Origin of the sequence: Enterobacter cloacae complex sp. R_G8, from assembly GCF_024599795.1 — a bacterium.
Taxonomy (GTDB): domain Bacteria; phylum Pseudomonadota; class Gammaproteobacteria; order Enterobacterales; family Enterobacteriaceae; genus Enterobacter; species Enterobacter dissolvens.
Genome location: NZ_CP102246.1, coordinates 3,859,282 through 3,872,745, shown reverse-complemented (window position 1 = coordinate 3,872,745; position 13,464 = coordinate 3,859,282). Strand labels below are relative to the sequence as shown.

9 protein-coding genes and 2 pseudogenes are annotated in these 13,464 nt (G+C 58.5%); 5 read left to right on the top strand and 6 right to left on the bottom strand.

What is annotated here, in order from left to right; translation table 11 throughout:
- The first annotated feature begins 9 nt into the window (after positions 1 to 9).
- Positions 10 to 3,144 carry an efflux RND transporter permease subunit gene (locus NQ842_RS18405; protein ID WP_257256179.1) on the top strand — a complete coding sequence of 1,045 codons (3,135 nt, stop codon included), beginning with the start codon at positions 10 to 12 and terminating at the stop codon, positions 3,142 to 3,144.
- Here NQ842_RS18405 and NQ842_RS18400 read toward each other — a convergent pair.
- On the bottom strand, positions 3,095 to 4,216 hold the full coding sequence (locus NQ842_RS18400; protein WP_014830979.1) for a YbdK family carboxylate-amine ligase: 1,122 nt from the start codon (positions 4,214 to 4,216) through the stop codon (positions 3,095 to 3,097). The genes NQ842_RS18405 and NQ842_RS18400 overlap by 50 nt on opposite strands.
- Positions 4,217 to 4,321: 105 nt before the next feature.
- Here NQ842_RS18400 and NQ842_RS18395 point away from each other — a divergent pair, with 105 nt between their 5' ends.
- Positions 4,322 to 5,212, top strand: a complete 891-nt coding sequence (locus NQ842_RS18395; RefSeq protein ID WP_257256177.1) for an oxidoreductase — start codon at positions 4,322 to 4,324, stop codon at positions 5,210 to 5,212.
- Here the strand turns inward: NQ842_RS18395 and NQ842_RS18390 are convergent.
- The 5 genes and pseudogenes from NQ842_RS18390 to NQ842_RS18370 all read right to left on the bottom strand — a co-directional run.
- Positions 5,209 to 5,433, bottom strand: a pseudogene (locus tag NQ842_RS18390) (helix-turn-helix domain-containing protein); the annotation flags it as partial. The gene NQ842_RS18395 and the pseudogene NQ842_RS18390 overlap by 4 nt on opposite strands.
- Before the next feature lie 314 nt (positions 5,434 to 5,747).
- Positions 5,748 to 6,140: a hypothetical protein gene (locus tag NQ842_RS18385; protein ID WP_083021319.1), complete on the bottom strand. Its 393-nt coding sequence runs from the start codon at positions 6,138 to 6,140 to the stop codon at positions 5,748 to 5,750.
- Entirely contained in the window at positions 6,137 to 6,535 is a 399-nt protein-coding gene (locus NQ842_RS18380; protein WP_139795463.1) for a hypothetical protein, read from the bottom strand. The genes NQ842_RS18385 and NQ842_RS18380 overlap by 4 nt, the downstream gene beginning before the upstream one ends.
- Positions 6,532 to 7,926 (bottom strand): PAAR domain-containing protein, encoded by a 1,395-nt coding sequence (locus NQ842_RS18375; protein WP_257256176.1) that lies wholly within the window; start codon positions 7,924 to 7,926, stop codon positions 6,532 to 6,534. The genes NQ842_RS18380 and NQ842_RS18375 overlap by 4 nt, the downstream gene beginning before the upstream one ends.
- On the bottom strand, positions 7,926 to 8,396 hold the full coding sequence (locus NQ842_RS18370; RefSeq protein WP_083021321.1) for a PAAR domain-containing protein: 471 nt from the start codon (positions 8,394 to 8,396) through the stop codon (positions 7,926 to 7,928). Before NQ842_RS18370 ends, NQ842_RS18375 begins: the two co-directional genes overlap by 1 nt.
- A 140-nt stretch (positions 8,397 to 8,536) precedes the next feature.
- On the opposite strand from NQ842_RS18370, the pseudogene NQ842_RS18365 reads away from it, so the two are divergent.
- The 3 genes and pseudogenes from NQ842_RS18365 to NQ842_RS18355 all read left to right on the top strand — a co-directional run.
- Positions 8,537 to 8,731, top strand: a pseudogene (locus tag NQ842_RS18365) (efflux transporter periplasmic adaptor subunit); the annotation flags it as partial.
- A 72-nt stretch (positions 8,732 to 8,803) separates the two neighbouring features.
- A complete protein-coding gene (locus NQ842_RS18360) occupies positions 8,804 to 9,241 on the top strand; it encodes a DcrB-related protein (protein ID WP_047362500.1) in 438 nt (145 codons plus the stop codon).
- A 17-nt stretch (positions 9,242 to 9,258) separates the two neighbouring features.
- Positions 9,259 to 13,461, top strand: coding sequence for an RHS repeat-associated core domain-containing protein (locus NQ842_RS18355; protein WP_257256175.1), 4,203 nt, complete (start codon positions 9,259 to 9,261; stop codon positions 13,459 to 13,461).
- The last annotated feature ends 3 nt before the right edge of the window (positions 13,462 to 13,464 follow it).

Genomic DNA, 13,464 nt, shown 5'->3' with positions numbered 1-13,464 from the left:
GGAGCCATCATGCTGACGTTTTTCATCAAACGCCCGCGCTTTGCGATGGTGATTGCGCTGGTCATTACCCTGTTGGGGGCTATCGCGCTGAAGCTGATCCCGGTGGAGCAGTACCCGCAGATTACGCCACCGGTAGTTAATGTCAGTGCGTCATGGCCGGGGGCCAGCGCGGCTGACGTGGCGGAGGCCATCGCCACGCCGCTGGAGACCCAGCTGAACGGCGTGGACCACATGCTCTACATGGAGTCCAACAGTTCGGACGAAGGCACCTACAGCCTGAACATTACCTTTGCGGCGGGCACCGACCCGGACCTCGCGGCCATCGACGTGCAGAACCGCGTGGCGCAGGCCGTGGCGCAGCTTCCCGCCGAGGCGCAGCAAAACGGCGTGCAGGTGCGCAAGCGGGCCACCAACCTGATGATGGGGGTAAGTCTTTACTCACCGAATAACACCCACACGCCGCTGTTCGTCAGCAACTACGCCAGCACCCAGGTGCGCGAGGCGCTGTCCCGCCTGCCGGGCGTCGGGCAGGTGCAGATGTTTGGCGCGCGTGACTACAGCATGCGTATCTGGCTGCGTCCCGACCGCATGAACGCGCTCAACGTCACCACCGACGACGTGGCGCAGGCGCTGCGCGAGCAGAACGTGCAGGGCGCGGCAGGCCAGGTCGGCACGCCGCCGGTGTTTAACGGCCAGCAGCAGACCCTGACCATCAACGGGCTGGGGCGCTTAAACCAGGCCGAAGACTTTGCCAACATCATCATCCGCGCGGGCGAGATGGGGCAACTGGTGCGCCTGCAGGACGTTGCCACCATCGAGCTTGGCTCGCGCAGTTACAGTTCCGGCGCGCAGCTGAACGGGCAGGACTCCGCCTACCTCGGTATCTATCCGACCCCGTCCGCCAACGCCCTGCGCGTGGCCGACGCGGTGCGCGCAGAGCTTGAACGTCTCTCGACGCGCTTCCCGGACGACCTGGTGTATGAGGTGAAATTCGACACCACTACCTTTGTCGCCGCGACGATCAAAGAGATCGGCGTCTCGCTGGCGCTGACCCTGCTGGCGGTAGTGGTGGTCGTTTCCCTGTTCCTGCAGAGCTGGCGCGCCACGCTGATTGTCGCCCTTGCCATTCCGGTATCGCTGGTGGGCACCTTTGCGGTGCTCTACACGCTTGGCTACTCCGCCAACACGCTCAGCCTGTTCGCCATTATTCTGGCGCTGACCATGGTGGTGGATGATGCCATCGTCGTCGTGGAAAGCGTCGAAACGCTGATGGCGGAAGGGCAGAGCCGGACGGCGGCGACCGCGCTGGCGCTGCGCCAGATTGCCGGGCCGGTGATCGCGACGACGCTGGTGCTGCTGGCGGTATTCGTGCCGGTGGCCTTGCTGTCGGGGATTGTCGGCGAGCTGTACCGCCAGTTTGCGGTCACGCTCTCCACCGCCGTAACGCTTTCAAGCCTGGTGGCGTTAACCCTGACCCCCGCGCTCTGCGCGCTGCTGCTGCGCCCGCGTCCGGCGCGTCCGGCGGCTGTGTATCGCGTTTTCAATCGTGGGCTGGATACTGCGCGCAATGGTTATACCCGCATCGTCAATTTCTTCAACCTTCGCCCGTGGCTGGCGCTGCTGGCCACCGCAGGCGCGGCAGCGGTGGTGGTGTTCAGCTTTACGTCGATGCCAAAAGGCTTCCTGCCGCAGGAAGATCAGGGCTACTTCTTCGCCAGCGTTCAGTTGCCGGAAGCGGCTTCGCTTGAGCGTACCGAAGCCGTCATGACCACTGCACGTGAACTGATCGCCAAAAACCCGGCGGTAGAGGATGTGATTCAGGTTTCCGGGTTTAATATTCTCAACGGCACCAGCGCCTCCAATGGCGGGTTTATCTCCATCATGCTGAAGGACTGGAGCGAGCGTCCGCCGCTGGATGAGGTGATGGGCACCCTGCAGCGCCAGCTGCTGGCCCTGCCGGAAGCGACCATTATGACCTTCGCGCCGCCGACGCTGCCGGGGCTGGGCAACGCCTCCGGCTTCGACCTGCGTATTCAGGCGCAGGCGGGGCAGAGCCCGGCGGAGCTGGAGCGCATCACCCGCGAGGTGCTGGTGAAAGCCAACCAGCATCCGCCGCTGAGCCGCGTATTCACCACCTGGAGCAGCAACGTACCGCAGCTGACGCTGACCGTTGACCGCGAGCGCGCGGCACGTCTCGACGTACCGGTGTCGCGCATCTTCAGCAGCCTGCAGACCGCTTTTGGCGGCACGCGCGCCGGCGATTTCAGCGTCAACAACCGCGTCTACCACGTGGTGATGCAAAACGAGATGCAGTGGCGCGAGCGCGCCGGGCAAATCAGCGAGCTGTTCGTGCGCAGCAACAACGGCGAGCGGGTGCGCCTGAGTAATCTCGTGACCATCACGCCCACCGTCGGCGCACCGTTCCTGCAGCAGTACAATCAGTTCCCGTCGGTGTCGGTGAGCGGTTCAGCGGCGGAAGGGGTCAGCAGCAGCTCCGCGATGGCGGCGATGAGCCAGCTTCTGGCGGAAAACCTGCCAGCGGGTTATGACTATGCCTGGAGCGGCATGTCGTACCAGGAGCAGCAGACCGGCAATCAGGCAATCTGGATCGTACTGGCGGCGGTGGTGATGGCGTGGCTGTTCCTCGTTGCCCAGTACGAGAGCTGGACGTTACCGGCGAGCGTGATGCTCTCGGTGCTGTTCGCCATCGGCGGGGCACTGGTCTGGCTGTGGACAGCCGGCTATGCCAACGACGTGTATGTACAGATTGGTCTGGTGTTGCTGATAGCCCTTGCTGCCAAGAACGCCATTCTTATCGTCGAGTTTGCCCGCGCGCGGCGCATGGAGGGGATAGCAATAGCCGATGCGGCTCGCGAGGGGGCATCACGCCGCTTCCGTGCGGTGATGATGACGGCGGTATCGTTCATCATTGGCGTCCTGCCGATGATGCTGGCGACCGGGGCGGGTGCCCAAAGCCGTCGCATCATCGGGACTACGGTATTCAGCGGTATGCTGGTGGCGACCGTGGTAGGGATCCTGTTCATCCCCGCGCTGTTCGTGCTGTTCCAGCGCCTGCGCGAGTGGGGGCACGGCCTTACGGACTCGTTGCCCACAGCTCGCAGTGCTTCTGAACCAGAGAAATAAGCGAGCCGCCGTCGGCGATAAAGTCCCGCATCCGCTGCGCCTCGCTCTTGCCCTGCTTTAACAGCAGGGCAAGTTCCTTGATCGCGCTGGTCGCGCCGAGCTTCTCGGCCGATGGCGCAACCTGCTCCAGCAGCCAGGCAATATCCTCTGCGACCGTCTTGTGCTCGCCGGTATGCACGTCCGTCAGTATGCCCTCCAGCCCGTAGCGACACGCCTGAAAACGGTTAAAGCGATACAGCAGAAAATCCCTCTCCTGATGCTTATACGGCCGGGTGGTCAGCAACCAGTGGGATGTGGCCTGGATCAGCCCGGCGATATTGATCGCATGGCCGAGCGTCAGCGGCGTATCCATCACCCGCACCTCCACGGTGCCAAAATGTGGGCTGGGGCGAATGTCCCAGTGCAGATCTTTAATGCTGTCGATCATGCTGGTAGCGCTCAGGCGGCGAAACAGCCCCTCGAACTCCTGCCAGTTGTTGACCCACGGCATCTGACCGTTATCCGGGAACCCGGAAAAAATGTTGAGTCGCGATGAGGCAAACTTCGTGTCCGTGCCCTGCATGTAGGGGGAGGCGGCGGCCAGGGCGATAAAATGCGGAACAAAGCGCGACAGGCCATGCAGCAGATAAATCGCGTCATCGCCGGTCCGGCACCCGACATGCACGTGCTGGCCAAAGACCGTTGCCTGTAGAATCAGATAGCCAAAGCGCTCCAGGGTAATGTTGTAGCGCTCGTCATCGCACACCTCCTGCCGCTGCCACTTCTGGAACGGATGCGTCCCACCGCCGCAGATCTGAATATGCTGCTCCGCCGCCGCCCGCAAAATGCTCTGCTGCATCATGGAGAATTGTGCCGCCGCCTGATCGATGTTCTGGCACACGCCGGTGGCAATCTCAAGCATGCTTTCGGTGATATCGTGTTTGACCTCACCGCCTTTGATGTCGTCTTTAACGGCGGCGATAAGCGCGGAGGAGTCCTGGCTCAGATCGTATCCCGGTGGGTTAACCACCTGCAGCTCGAGTTCGATGCCAAGGGTATAGGGTTCAGAGGATTTGAAATCGGGTAAAGGCATGGCGCACTCCGTTGTCTGTCGAGTGTTGAGTATAGACAACGACGTGGCGCTCACTTTTTACAGTGGTATAACTGTTAGCAGGCTTAGCGAAAAGGGGAGTTAACCATGTCTGACAATCCAGAGATTGCGCTGATTGGTCCTGGTGCAATTGGTACCACCATCGCCGCGGCGCTGCAGGATGCTGGCCGCACGCCGCAGCTATGCGGACGCACCGCACATCCAGAACTGCGTTTGCGCGACGACGAAGGTGAAACGGTCGTTCCCGGCCCGGTATTGACCGATCCGACGGCCATCACACGCCCTGTGGATCTGGTTTTTGTGGCGGTGAAGACCACACAGAACGCTGACAGCGCCGGGTGGCTGCGCGCGCTGTGTGACGTAAACACAGTGGTCTGCGCTCTGCAAAACGGCGTGGAGCAGAAAGCCCAACTGGAGCCGTGGGTCAACGGCGCGACGGTGCTACCGTCGGTGGTCTGGTTCCCGGCGCAGCGCGAGCCGGATGCCTCCGTCTGGCTGCGTGCCAAACCGCGCCTGACCCTGCCGGACGTCCCGCAGGCAAAACGGGTGGTGGATGCGCTGCAGGGTACACGCTGTGCGGTAGAACTGTCGGCTGATTTCACCACTGTCGCCTGGCGCAAGCTGCTGCAAAATGCGGTTGCCGGGCTGATGGTGCTGGCCAACCGTCGCGCCGGAATGTTCAGGCGCGAGGATATCAGCGAACTTGCGCTGGCCTATCTTCGCGAAGGCCTTGCCGTCGCCCGTGCCGAGGGGGCGGCGCTCAATGATGACGTGGCGCAGGAGATCCTGGCGAACTTCCAGCGCGCCCCGGCCGATTTAGGCACCTCGATCCTTGCCGACCGTCAGGCCAACCGCCCACTGGAATGGGATATCCGCAACGGCGTGATCCAGCGCTATGGCCGCGCGCACGGTATTCCGGTGCCCATGAGCGACGTGATAGTGCCGCTGCTGGCGGCGGGGAGCGAGGGGCCGGGCTAACGGCCGCTGTTTTTCCGTTCGGCAAAGTAGTGCGCGGGCGTGGTGCCCATCGCTTTGCGAAACATGGTGATAAACGCATTCACGGATTCATAACCGAGTTTTGTCGCCACATTTTGCACCGGGGCACCGCTCGCCAGCTCCTGCAGGGCGATAATCAGGTGCAGCTGCTGCCGCCATCGCCCAAAGCTCAGCCCGGTCTCGCGTTGCATCAGGCGCGCAAGTAAAATAAAAATATATTTAAAATCAATTTCTTACTTTGTTTTTTGCTTATGACTGTCATCACGTTGTGTAACAGTTTTAGCAGCGTTTTGTATCACTGCATTTATGCACACCATTTTCGAGCTTGTGACAGGCTTCGTTATCAGACATAAGCCTGACGAATTCGTCCAACGGCTTTGCGCGTTATTTTGCTCCAAATGGGCAAGAGATCTTCTGTTGTACAACATCTTGTAAGGGGGCGACAGGCAGAACTGACGGGGATTTTTGAGACATTTCAAGGATAGGCCAGCATAACTGCTGGCCTATTTAAGGGATGCTATCGAAAATACAACACTGCTCCGGCGATAACGATTGATACCAATCCTAAAGCGGAGAAAGCATACTCGACGATAAACCAGTTTTTTAGGTGAGGTGGCAAGTCTTTGATGAATGCAACATCATCATTTTTACTGTCAACTGAGCTTTTACCAAAGATCAAAGGGTTCACGATAAAGTTGATCTTCGCTGCATAACCTGAGCTAAACCCTATAGAATCGGCATTATCGAAGATAATCGATCCGGCAGGGAGAGAGCCAAACTTTTCTTTATACAGCGTGCAGATCGCGGAGAAGCGCTTTTTGTTGAGAAATGAGAGGAACGCGACCGCGATACTGCAGACAAGGCTTAATCCTCCAAATCCGCAGATGATCAGATCTGCTGAATTAATCATTTATTGGCCCAAATGCAGATCCCGCCAACAAGCAGGGCAATGAAACCAACTAACGAACACAGGAACTCGGCAATAAACCAGTATCTGATGTTTGCAGGTAGGCTTCTGATGAAAGCTGCATCATCATTTTTGCTATGAGCCGATTTTTTTCCATAGATTAACGGATGAATGATGAAGTTTATTTTTGTCGAGTACCCAGCAGTGAATCCTATTAAATCGGCATCTTTTAGAACCGCGGCAGCAAGTGGAATAGAGCCAAACTCCTTTTCGTACAAACAGCATACTTCAAGGAATCGCTTTTTGTTTAAAACGGAAAGCACGACCATAATAACTGTAGATAGAATAATAATTCCTGAAGTGCCAATTATGAGAATGTCGGAAACTGAAATTGTCACTTTGTTACCTCATAAATTACTTCGCCAGCTTTCTCGCCAAGCTTACCGCCTGCTTCTCCTCCTGCATATCCAACCGCCCCGGTAAAGATCACACCGCAAGCTAACATTCCAGCTCCAGCGGCCTCAATAGTTAATGCACCTAAGACAACTGAGCAAACCGTAGTAGACACCGAACCAGAAACAAGCGCACCTGCGCCAATTCCGGTGCCTAACCCTACACCAAAACTTCCAACCTCAGTATACGCCGTTTTCTCGCAATCAGACCCGACTGTGCAGGCTTCGTAAATCTTATCCAGCCTGTTCACACCATCAAGAGCGATTCCGACATAGCCCGCTGTTTTCATCATTTTCACATACTTTGCAGCTTTCTCGATGAAGGTGGCGTAACCCTCAATGTCAGCAACACCGGTCTGATTCCAGCGATGTGTGATCGAACTGGTTGAAAGTCCTAATGCTCGCTTAATATCTGGGTAGTCCTGTAATGCCAGTTTGTGTCGTGTGAAATCAGTGAGAATGCTATCAAGTTCACCGAATAGCTGCCGCCTCTGCACGTAGAACTGTTCGCTGATCAGTGATCCACTGGTAATATACTGATTTTTGTACGCTTGCTGAATCCTGGTCAAAACATTTTCGATCTTCTCAAAGTATTTACCAGCAGCATCTGAAGCAACCCCGGCTGTCGTACTGGCACGTGAAGTAAACAGATCAATGGTGTCTTTGTTCTTATGAAGAAAGTTAGCTTCCTGGATAGTCAGTGGTTCTAACGCTGCATCAACCCTCGCTTTCGCGGCTTTCATGTGGGCAATCTGTTCGTCGTCCTGCTTTTCAGGATCAACCAGAAGCATAATCGAACCAGCTTTGTATTTTTCATCGGGGCCGTTCAGCGTAGCGAATAGTTCCTTTGCTCCCGCTGGCGGGTTTTCGGTGAATAGCAGACGTTGCCAGGCTTCTGTAGTGCCGCCATAGGGGAGAACGGCAAAACCAGCGTCTATGCCTGTTTTCTTCTTTGCTGTCTGGGCGTGTTGTTCCGGTTCTGACTCAATCGGTTCTGGGAGTACAGGAATCCCTATGGGGTGAGACAGATCAGTGTTTGTTACTGTTTCTTCTCCACCAAGTTCGTAACCATCGTCAAAGTTTGAAGGAACGAATTTCGATTTGCAGGGGCAGGAGCTATAGCTGTGCAGCGTTCCGGCAATCCTTTTACCATGTATATAGTCGGTATCAAGACCGCCACAAATACGGTAACGACCCGGATGATTACCACAGGTTACCTGATGGCCTTCACAGGCCATGTCTTTACCGAAAAACTGGTGGTCACACCATCCTTCAATAATCCGACCGCCGCATACCGTCTTATCACCCCTGAACAGAAAGTAACCTTTGGCTGCCATTAGTGCTTACTCCCTGGCATGGTTAAGAGTCCTTTCGGAAATGTGTCACCTTCACGGAAAACCAGTCTGCTGCCGGATTGTGGTGTTGAGATTATTTCGTCGCCATTACCAAGCATACTTCCAACCAATGCAGCAGATGTGTCCTGTATAATACGAGCCCCACCTGCACCGGAAACAATAGTGACTTCACTGCCATCAGTGTAAACAACTTTATCTCCAACCCGCGCCATCTTATACCCACCAGTTGGACTGCCTGCCGAAGCATTGCGGATCACTCCCCCGTTGCGGGTGATGCTTCCCACTACAGCGAATCGGAAAATGGAGGCTAATGGGCGACTAACGTGTTTATTAAAATCCTCAAGCTTTTCACGTGTCTTGCTGTCACAGCTTGCTAAAAAATCTTCGTCGTAGTGTTCCTGTGAAGAGGATTCTCGGATTTCAGGCGTGATCTCGTTGGTGTATTGCTGCATAAGTCCATCTGCTTTGTGTGGAAATAATCACTGCGGTCATTTTACAAACAATCACCACATGCACAACAAGTATTAGATCTAAGTGAAACTACGTTTCGTAAGAGAAGGTTATTTTCATGAAATTACTGCTCTCTTTACTGGCTCGCTATGCGTTGATGGGCTTCGGGCCTGAGATTTCCGGTCACGTGGAGAGCATTGGGCATGGGATTGGGGACAGCAATGATGAGACGGGCGGGCTGGCGCAGCGCGTGCCGGTGCGCATTCATATCGACACCTTACCGAAGGGAGTTGAGCTGGTGGCGGGCCTGTCGGCGAGCGTGGCGGTGGGACAATAATCTGGGGATAGTCAGCCTTAAACACATATGCGAAACTTACCGCTTCTGAAAAAATGTGGTGGGACCCGCTCAATGTCAGAACCATCTTCGCAGTGCCTGTTTAATGAAGGAATGATCGCTTTTCCTGAGGGCTATCAGGATCGTACCGTCAATGTTTTCGCGCCGCCTGCAGCGGATGCGCCAGCATTCAACATCTCCCGCGATACCCTCAACCCCGGCGAAGCGCTTGCCGCGTATATCGATCGCCAGCTCGCCCTGATGGCAAAACATCTCAAGGGCTGGAAGCAGGGTGAACGCAGTGCCGCAACGCTCGGCGACGGCCTTTTGCAGGGTGAAATGGTCCACGCCAGCTATCTGCGCGACGGGAAACGCATCTGGCAGCAGCAGGCCGTGTTTAATGCCGGGCGCGATAACATTCTGGTGTTCACCATGACCTGCACCCGTACGCTGGGCGATACGGACTGCGCGCTGTTCGGCGATCTTCTCAGGAGCTTTCGCTTCCACCATTAACACCAGGGATAGTCGTTATGTTTGAAGCTGCACGCGTTGGTGATGATATCGGCCACTCCGGTGCGCTGGCCGGGATGATTGCCGGAACGATTGTCGGTGGCCTGATTGCCGCCGCCGGGGGCATTCTGGCGGGGGCGATGTTTATTGCCGGTCTCGGCGCATCCTGCCTTGGCGTGGGTGTGCTGCTCGTCGGCGCAAGCCTGGCCGTGGGGTATTACACCGGGGAGCTGGCGACCGCCGCCCGGGACAGTATCGCCGACGCCGGGGCATCCAGTATGACGAAGAAAGGCGTCATCACCTCCGGCTCGCCCAATGTGTTTATCAACAGCAAACCCGCCGCCATCGCGACGGACAGCGCCGTGAAGTGCTCGGACGATGGCTCGCAGCAGATGGCCGAAGGCTCTAAGCGCGTCTCCATTAACAGCCAGCCTGCGTCCCGCATCGGGGATCGCACCACCTGCGACGCGAAGGTGATGACCGGCTCGGACAACGTCTTCATCGGCGGCGATCCGCAGCAAACCCTGCCCATTCAGTCTGAAGTGCCCGAGTGGCTCTATAAAGTCTCCGATCTTACCCTGCTGTTCGCCGGGCTTCTCGGCGGCTGGGGCGGCGCCGCTGGCAAAGTCGGGGCGCTCTCTAAGCTGCTGGGCAAAATCCCCGGTATCAACAAGCTGGCCCGTATCGCCTGCCGCGCCGGCACGCTGATGACCGGCGTAGCGGCCGCGGGGATCATCGCCCGTCCGGTGGATATCGTCAGCGGACAGAAGTTTCTCAGCGGGGATGATGAGCTCGATTTCGTTCTGCCGTCACGCTTGCCGGTGCGCTGGCAGCGCTACTGGCGCAGCGGCAACCCCGGCGACAGCGTGCTGGGCCGCGGCTGGAGCCTGTTCTGGGAAAGCCGCCTGGAGCCGTATCAGGACGGCCTGGTGTGGCGCGCGCCGTCCGGCGATTACGTCGCCTTCCCGAAGGTCCCGAAAGGGCTGCGCAGCTACTGCGAAAGCGAAAAAAACTGGCTTGAACATCACCAGGACGACAGCTGGTCGGTGTATGACGTCAGCGGCGAGCGCTGGCACTATGCGCCGCTGCGGGAGGATGCCCCGTCGCTGCTCCAGCGCATCTCAGAACCCTGCGGCAACGATATCCTCTTCGAGTGGAACGCGGATAATACCCTGCATGCCCTGACCGACAGCGCGGGCCAGCGCGTGGTCTGCCGCTACGACCGTGACAGGCTTGCCAGCGCCTGGCTGGATGACGAGATCTGCCTGGTCAGTTACGCTTATGATGAACAGCGCCAGCTGGTCTCCGTGACCGGCCGGGGCGGTAGCGTGCGCCGACGCTTCAGCTGGCAGGACGGGCTGATGAGCGCCCACGAGGACGCCAACGGCCTGCTGAGCGAATACCGCTGGCGGGAGATTGACGGCCTGCCGCGTGTGGTCGGTTTTCGCCACAGCGGCGGCGAACAGCTGACGTTCGAATACGATTTTGATAACGGCACCCGCCGCGCGACCCGCGAAGACGGCGCGCAGGCGCACTGGCTGGTGGATGACGACGACAACGTCGCGCGCTTCACGGATTACGACGGCCGCCAGACGACGTTTGTTTACCGCGACGGCGAGCTCTGCGACGTCATTCTGCCCGGCGGCGCAATGCGCCGCAGCACGTGGGACAAATACGGCCGTATGACCAGCGAGACGGACCCGGCGGGCCGCCGCACGGAGTATCACTGGCATCGCCTGACCGACCGCATCACCCGCACGGTGTACCCGGACGGCACCTCATCGCAGGCCATGTACGACCTTCGCGGTCGCCTGCTGTCGGAAACGGATCCGGCCGGTAACGCCACCGCGTATCACTATCCCGATGAGGAAGAGAACCTGCCGGAGAGCATCACCGATGCCCTCGGCGGCGTGGTACGTCTGGTCTGGAACATCCAGGGGCTGCTGACACAGCGCACCGACTGCTCCGGCAGCGTCACCCGCTTCACCTACGACCGCTTCGGGCAGCTGATTGCCAGCGAGGATGCGGAAGGGAATATCACGCGTCGGGAGTGGAACAACGCCGGGCTGCTGAGCGCCGTGATCCATCCGGACGGCAGCCGCGAGTCGCTGGTGTGGAACGAACGCGGCCAGCTCACGGGCTGGCGCGACCCGCTGGAAAGCGAGGTGCGCTGGGCCTATAACGCGCTCGGCCTCCCGGTCAGCCTTACCGACCGTATTGGCCGCGTGCGCCAGTGGCGCTACGACCCACGCGGTAACCTGCTGCGCCTTGATAACGGCAACGGGGCGGAATATCGCTTTACCTACGACGCCGTGGGGCGACCGCTCAGCGAAACGCGCCCTGACGAGACCGTACGCCATATGGAATGGGATGCGCGAGGGTTCCTCTGCGCGCTCGAAGAAAACGGCCGACCTGCCGCCGACGGCGGTATTGCCCGCCGCGTCCAGCAGTTCAGCTATGACGACAGCGGGCTGCTGATCGGGCGCACTCAGCGCCACGCGGAGTACCGTTACGTCCGCGATCTGAGCGGCCAGATCACCCGCATCCGCCGCACGCCAACCGCCGAAGGCGTTGCCCTGGGTATCGAAAGCGATGAGATCGCTTACCGCCACGACGTCGCCGGACGCGTGCTGAGCGAGTCCGGCATTAACGGCGCGGTGGGCTACGAGTGGGATGCCCTGAACAACCTGACCGGTCTGACGCTGCACGGCGAGCAAAAGCTGGCCTGGCTGCACTACGGCTCCGGCCACGTCAGCGCCATCCGCTTCGGGCAGCAGATGGTGACCGAGTTCACCCGCGACCGCCTGCATCGCGAGGTGCGCCGCACCCAGGGCGCGCGCGAGCAGCTCCGTCAGTATGACAGCCTTGGCAGACGTACCCTGCAGCGCAGTGAGCTAAGTACGGACGTGACCCTGCCGGAGCAGGCGCTACTGGAACGCCTGTATCGCTACACCGCGCGCGGTGAGCTTTCCGGCGTCAGCGACACCCTGCGTGGAGAGGTGGACTACGGCTACGACGCCGAAGGGCGTCTGCTGAAGCACTACGAGGCCCGACAGGGGCACAGCCGCGCGCAGTTCAGCTATGACGCCGCGGACAACCTCGCCGCCAATGACGATCCGGCACCGGTCACGGATAACCGCCTGCAGCACTGGCAGGCGCTGTTTATGAAATACGACCACTGGGGCAACCTGGTCAGCCGCCGCAACGGGCTGTATGAACAGCATTATGCGTATGATGCCGAGAACCGCCTGGTGTCCGCCCGCGGAACCGGGCCGGAAGGGCGCTTTGAGGCGCGCTATCACTACGACGCGCTGGGCCGCCGCACGCGCAAAATCGTCACCACGACGCACGGCACCGCCAACACCCGCTTCCTGTGGCAGGGCTACCGCCTGTTGCAGGAGCAGCAGGAGAGCGGGCTGTGCAGTACGTATATTTACGACCCGAATGAAGCCTGGAGCCCGCTGGCGCGGGTGGATCACCTTCGTGACCAGAGCAGCGGTGAGATTTACTGGTTCAACACCGACCTGAACGGCGCGCCGCTGGAAGTGACCGACGAGCGCGGCGCGGTGCGCTGGAGCGGCCAGTACGGCAGCTTTGGTGAGGTGCGTCACCAGAGCGAAGGATTCTCACGGGTTGTGAATCGCACAGCGATGGCACATCAACCGCTTCGCTATGCCGGGCAGTACGCTGACGGTGAAACAGGGCTGCACTATAACCTGTTCCGCTACTACGACCCGCAGGTCGGGCGGTTTATTGTGCAGGATCCGATTGGGTTGAATGGTGGGTGGAACCTTTATCAGTATGCGCCGAATCCGCTATCTTGGATCGATCCGTGGGGGCTAAGTGGTAAGCCGCTGAACTCTCCATTACTTGATAGATGGCTTGAAAAGGGCGGTACTGCATGGCAGGAGATAGACACTCGCACATGGGTCTACCAAGACAATATGGGGAATATCGTTAGGTATCCTAATGGGTATCCTGATTTTAAACCGTATGAAATCCAGAGCGTTGATGTTCCGGATCTTAAAGGTAATCACAGGCTTGGCCCTTCTGGAGATTTCGGCAAAGCGAATGCAATGGCGCCTAATGGCCCTGCAAATTTAGAGCTTAATACCTGGCATCACCACGAAAATGGAATAACAATGCAAGAGGTACCTAAAGAAATACATAATAACTTTACCCATAGAGGTGGAGTATCTAAGATCAAGAAATCATGTCCTTAGTAA

What these genes read in the sequence shown, in the direction of transcription:
- NQ842_RS18405 (WP_257256179.1), top strand. Translation starts at nt 10, where the DNA reads ATGCTGACGTTTTTCATCAAACGCCCGCGCTTTGCGATGGTGATTGCG.
- NQ842_RS18400 (WP_014830979.1), bottom strand. Translation starts at nt 4,216, where the DNA reads ATGCCTTTACCCGATTTCAAATCCTCTGAACCCTATACCCTTGGCATC.
- NQ842_RS18395 (WP_257256177.1), top strand. Translation starts at nt 4,322, where the DNA reads ATGTCTGACAATCCAGAGATTGCGCTGATTGGTCCTGGTGCAATTGGT.
- NQ842_RS18385 (WP_083021319.1), bottom strand. Translation starts at nt 6,140, where the DNA reads ATGATTAATTCAGCAGATCTGATCATCTGCGGATTTGGAGGATTAAGC.
- NQ842_RS18375 (WP_257256176.1), bottom strand. Translation starts at nt 7,926, where the DNA reads ATGGCAGCCAAAGGTTACTTTCTGTTCAGGGGTGATAAGACGGTATGC.
- NQ842_RS18370 (WP_083021321.1), bottom strand. Translation starts at nt 8,396, where the DNA reads ATGCAGCAATACACCAACGAGATCACGCCTGAAATCCGAGAATCCTCT.
- NQ842_RS18360 (WP_047362500.1), top strand. Translation starts at nt 8,804, where the DNA reads ATGTCAGAACCATCTTCGCAGTGCCTGTTTAATGAAGGAATGATCGCT.
- NQ842_RS18355 (WP_257256175.1), top strand. Translation starts at nt 9,259, where the DNA reads ATGTTTGAAGCTGCACGCGTTGGTGATGATATCGGCCACTCCGGTGCG.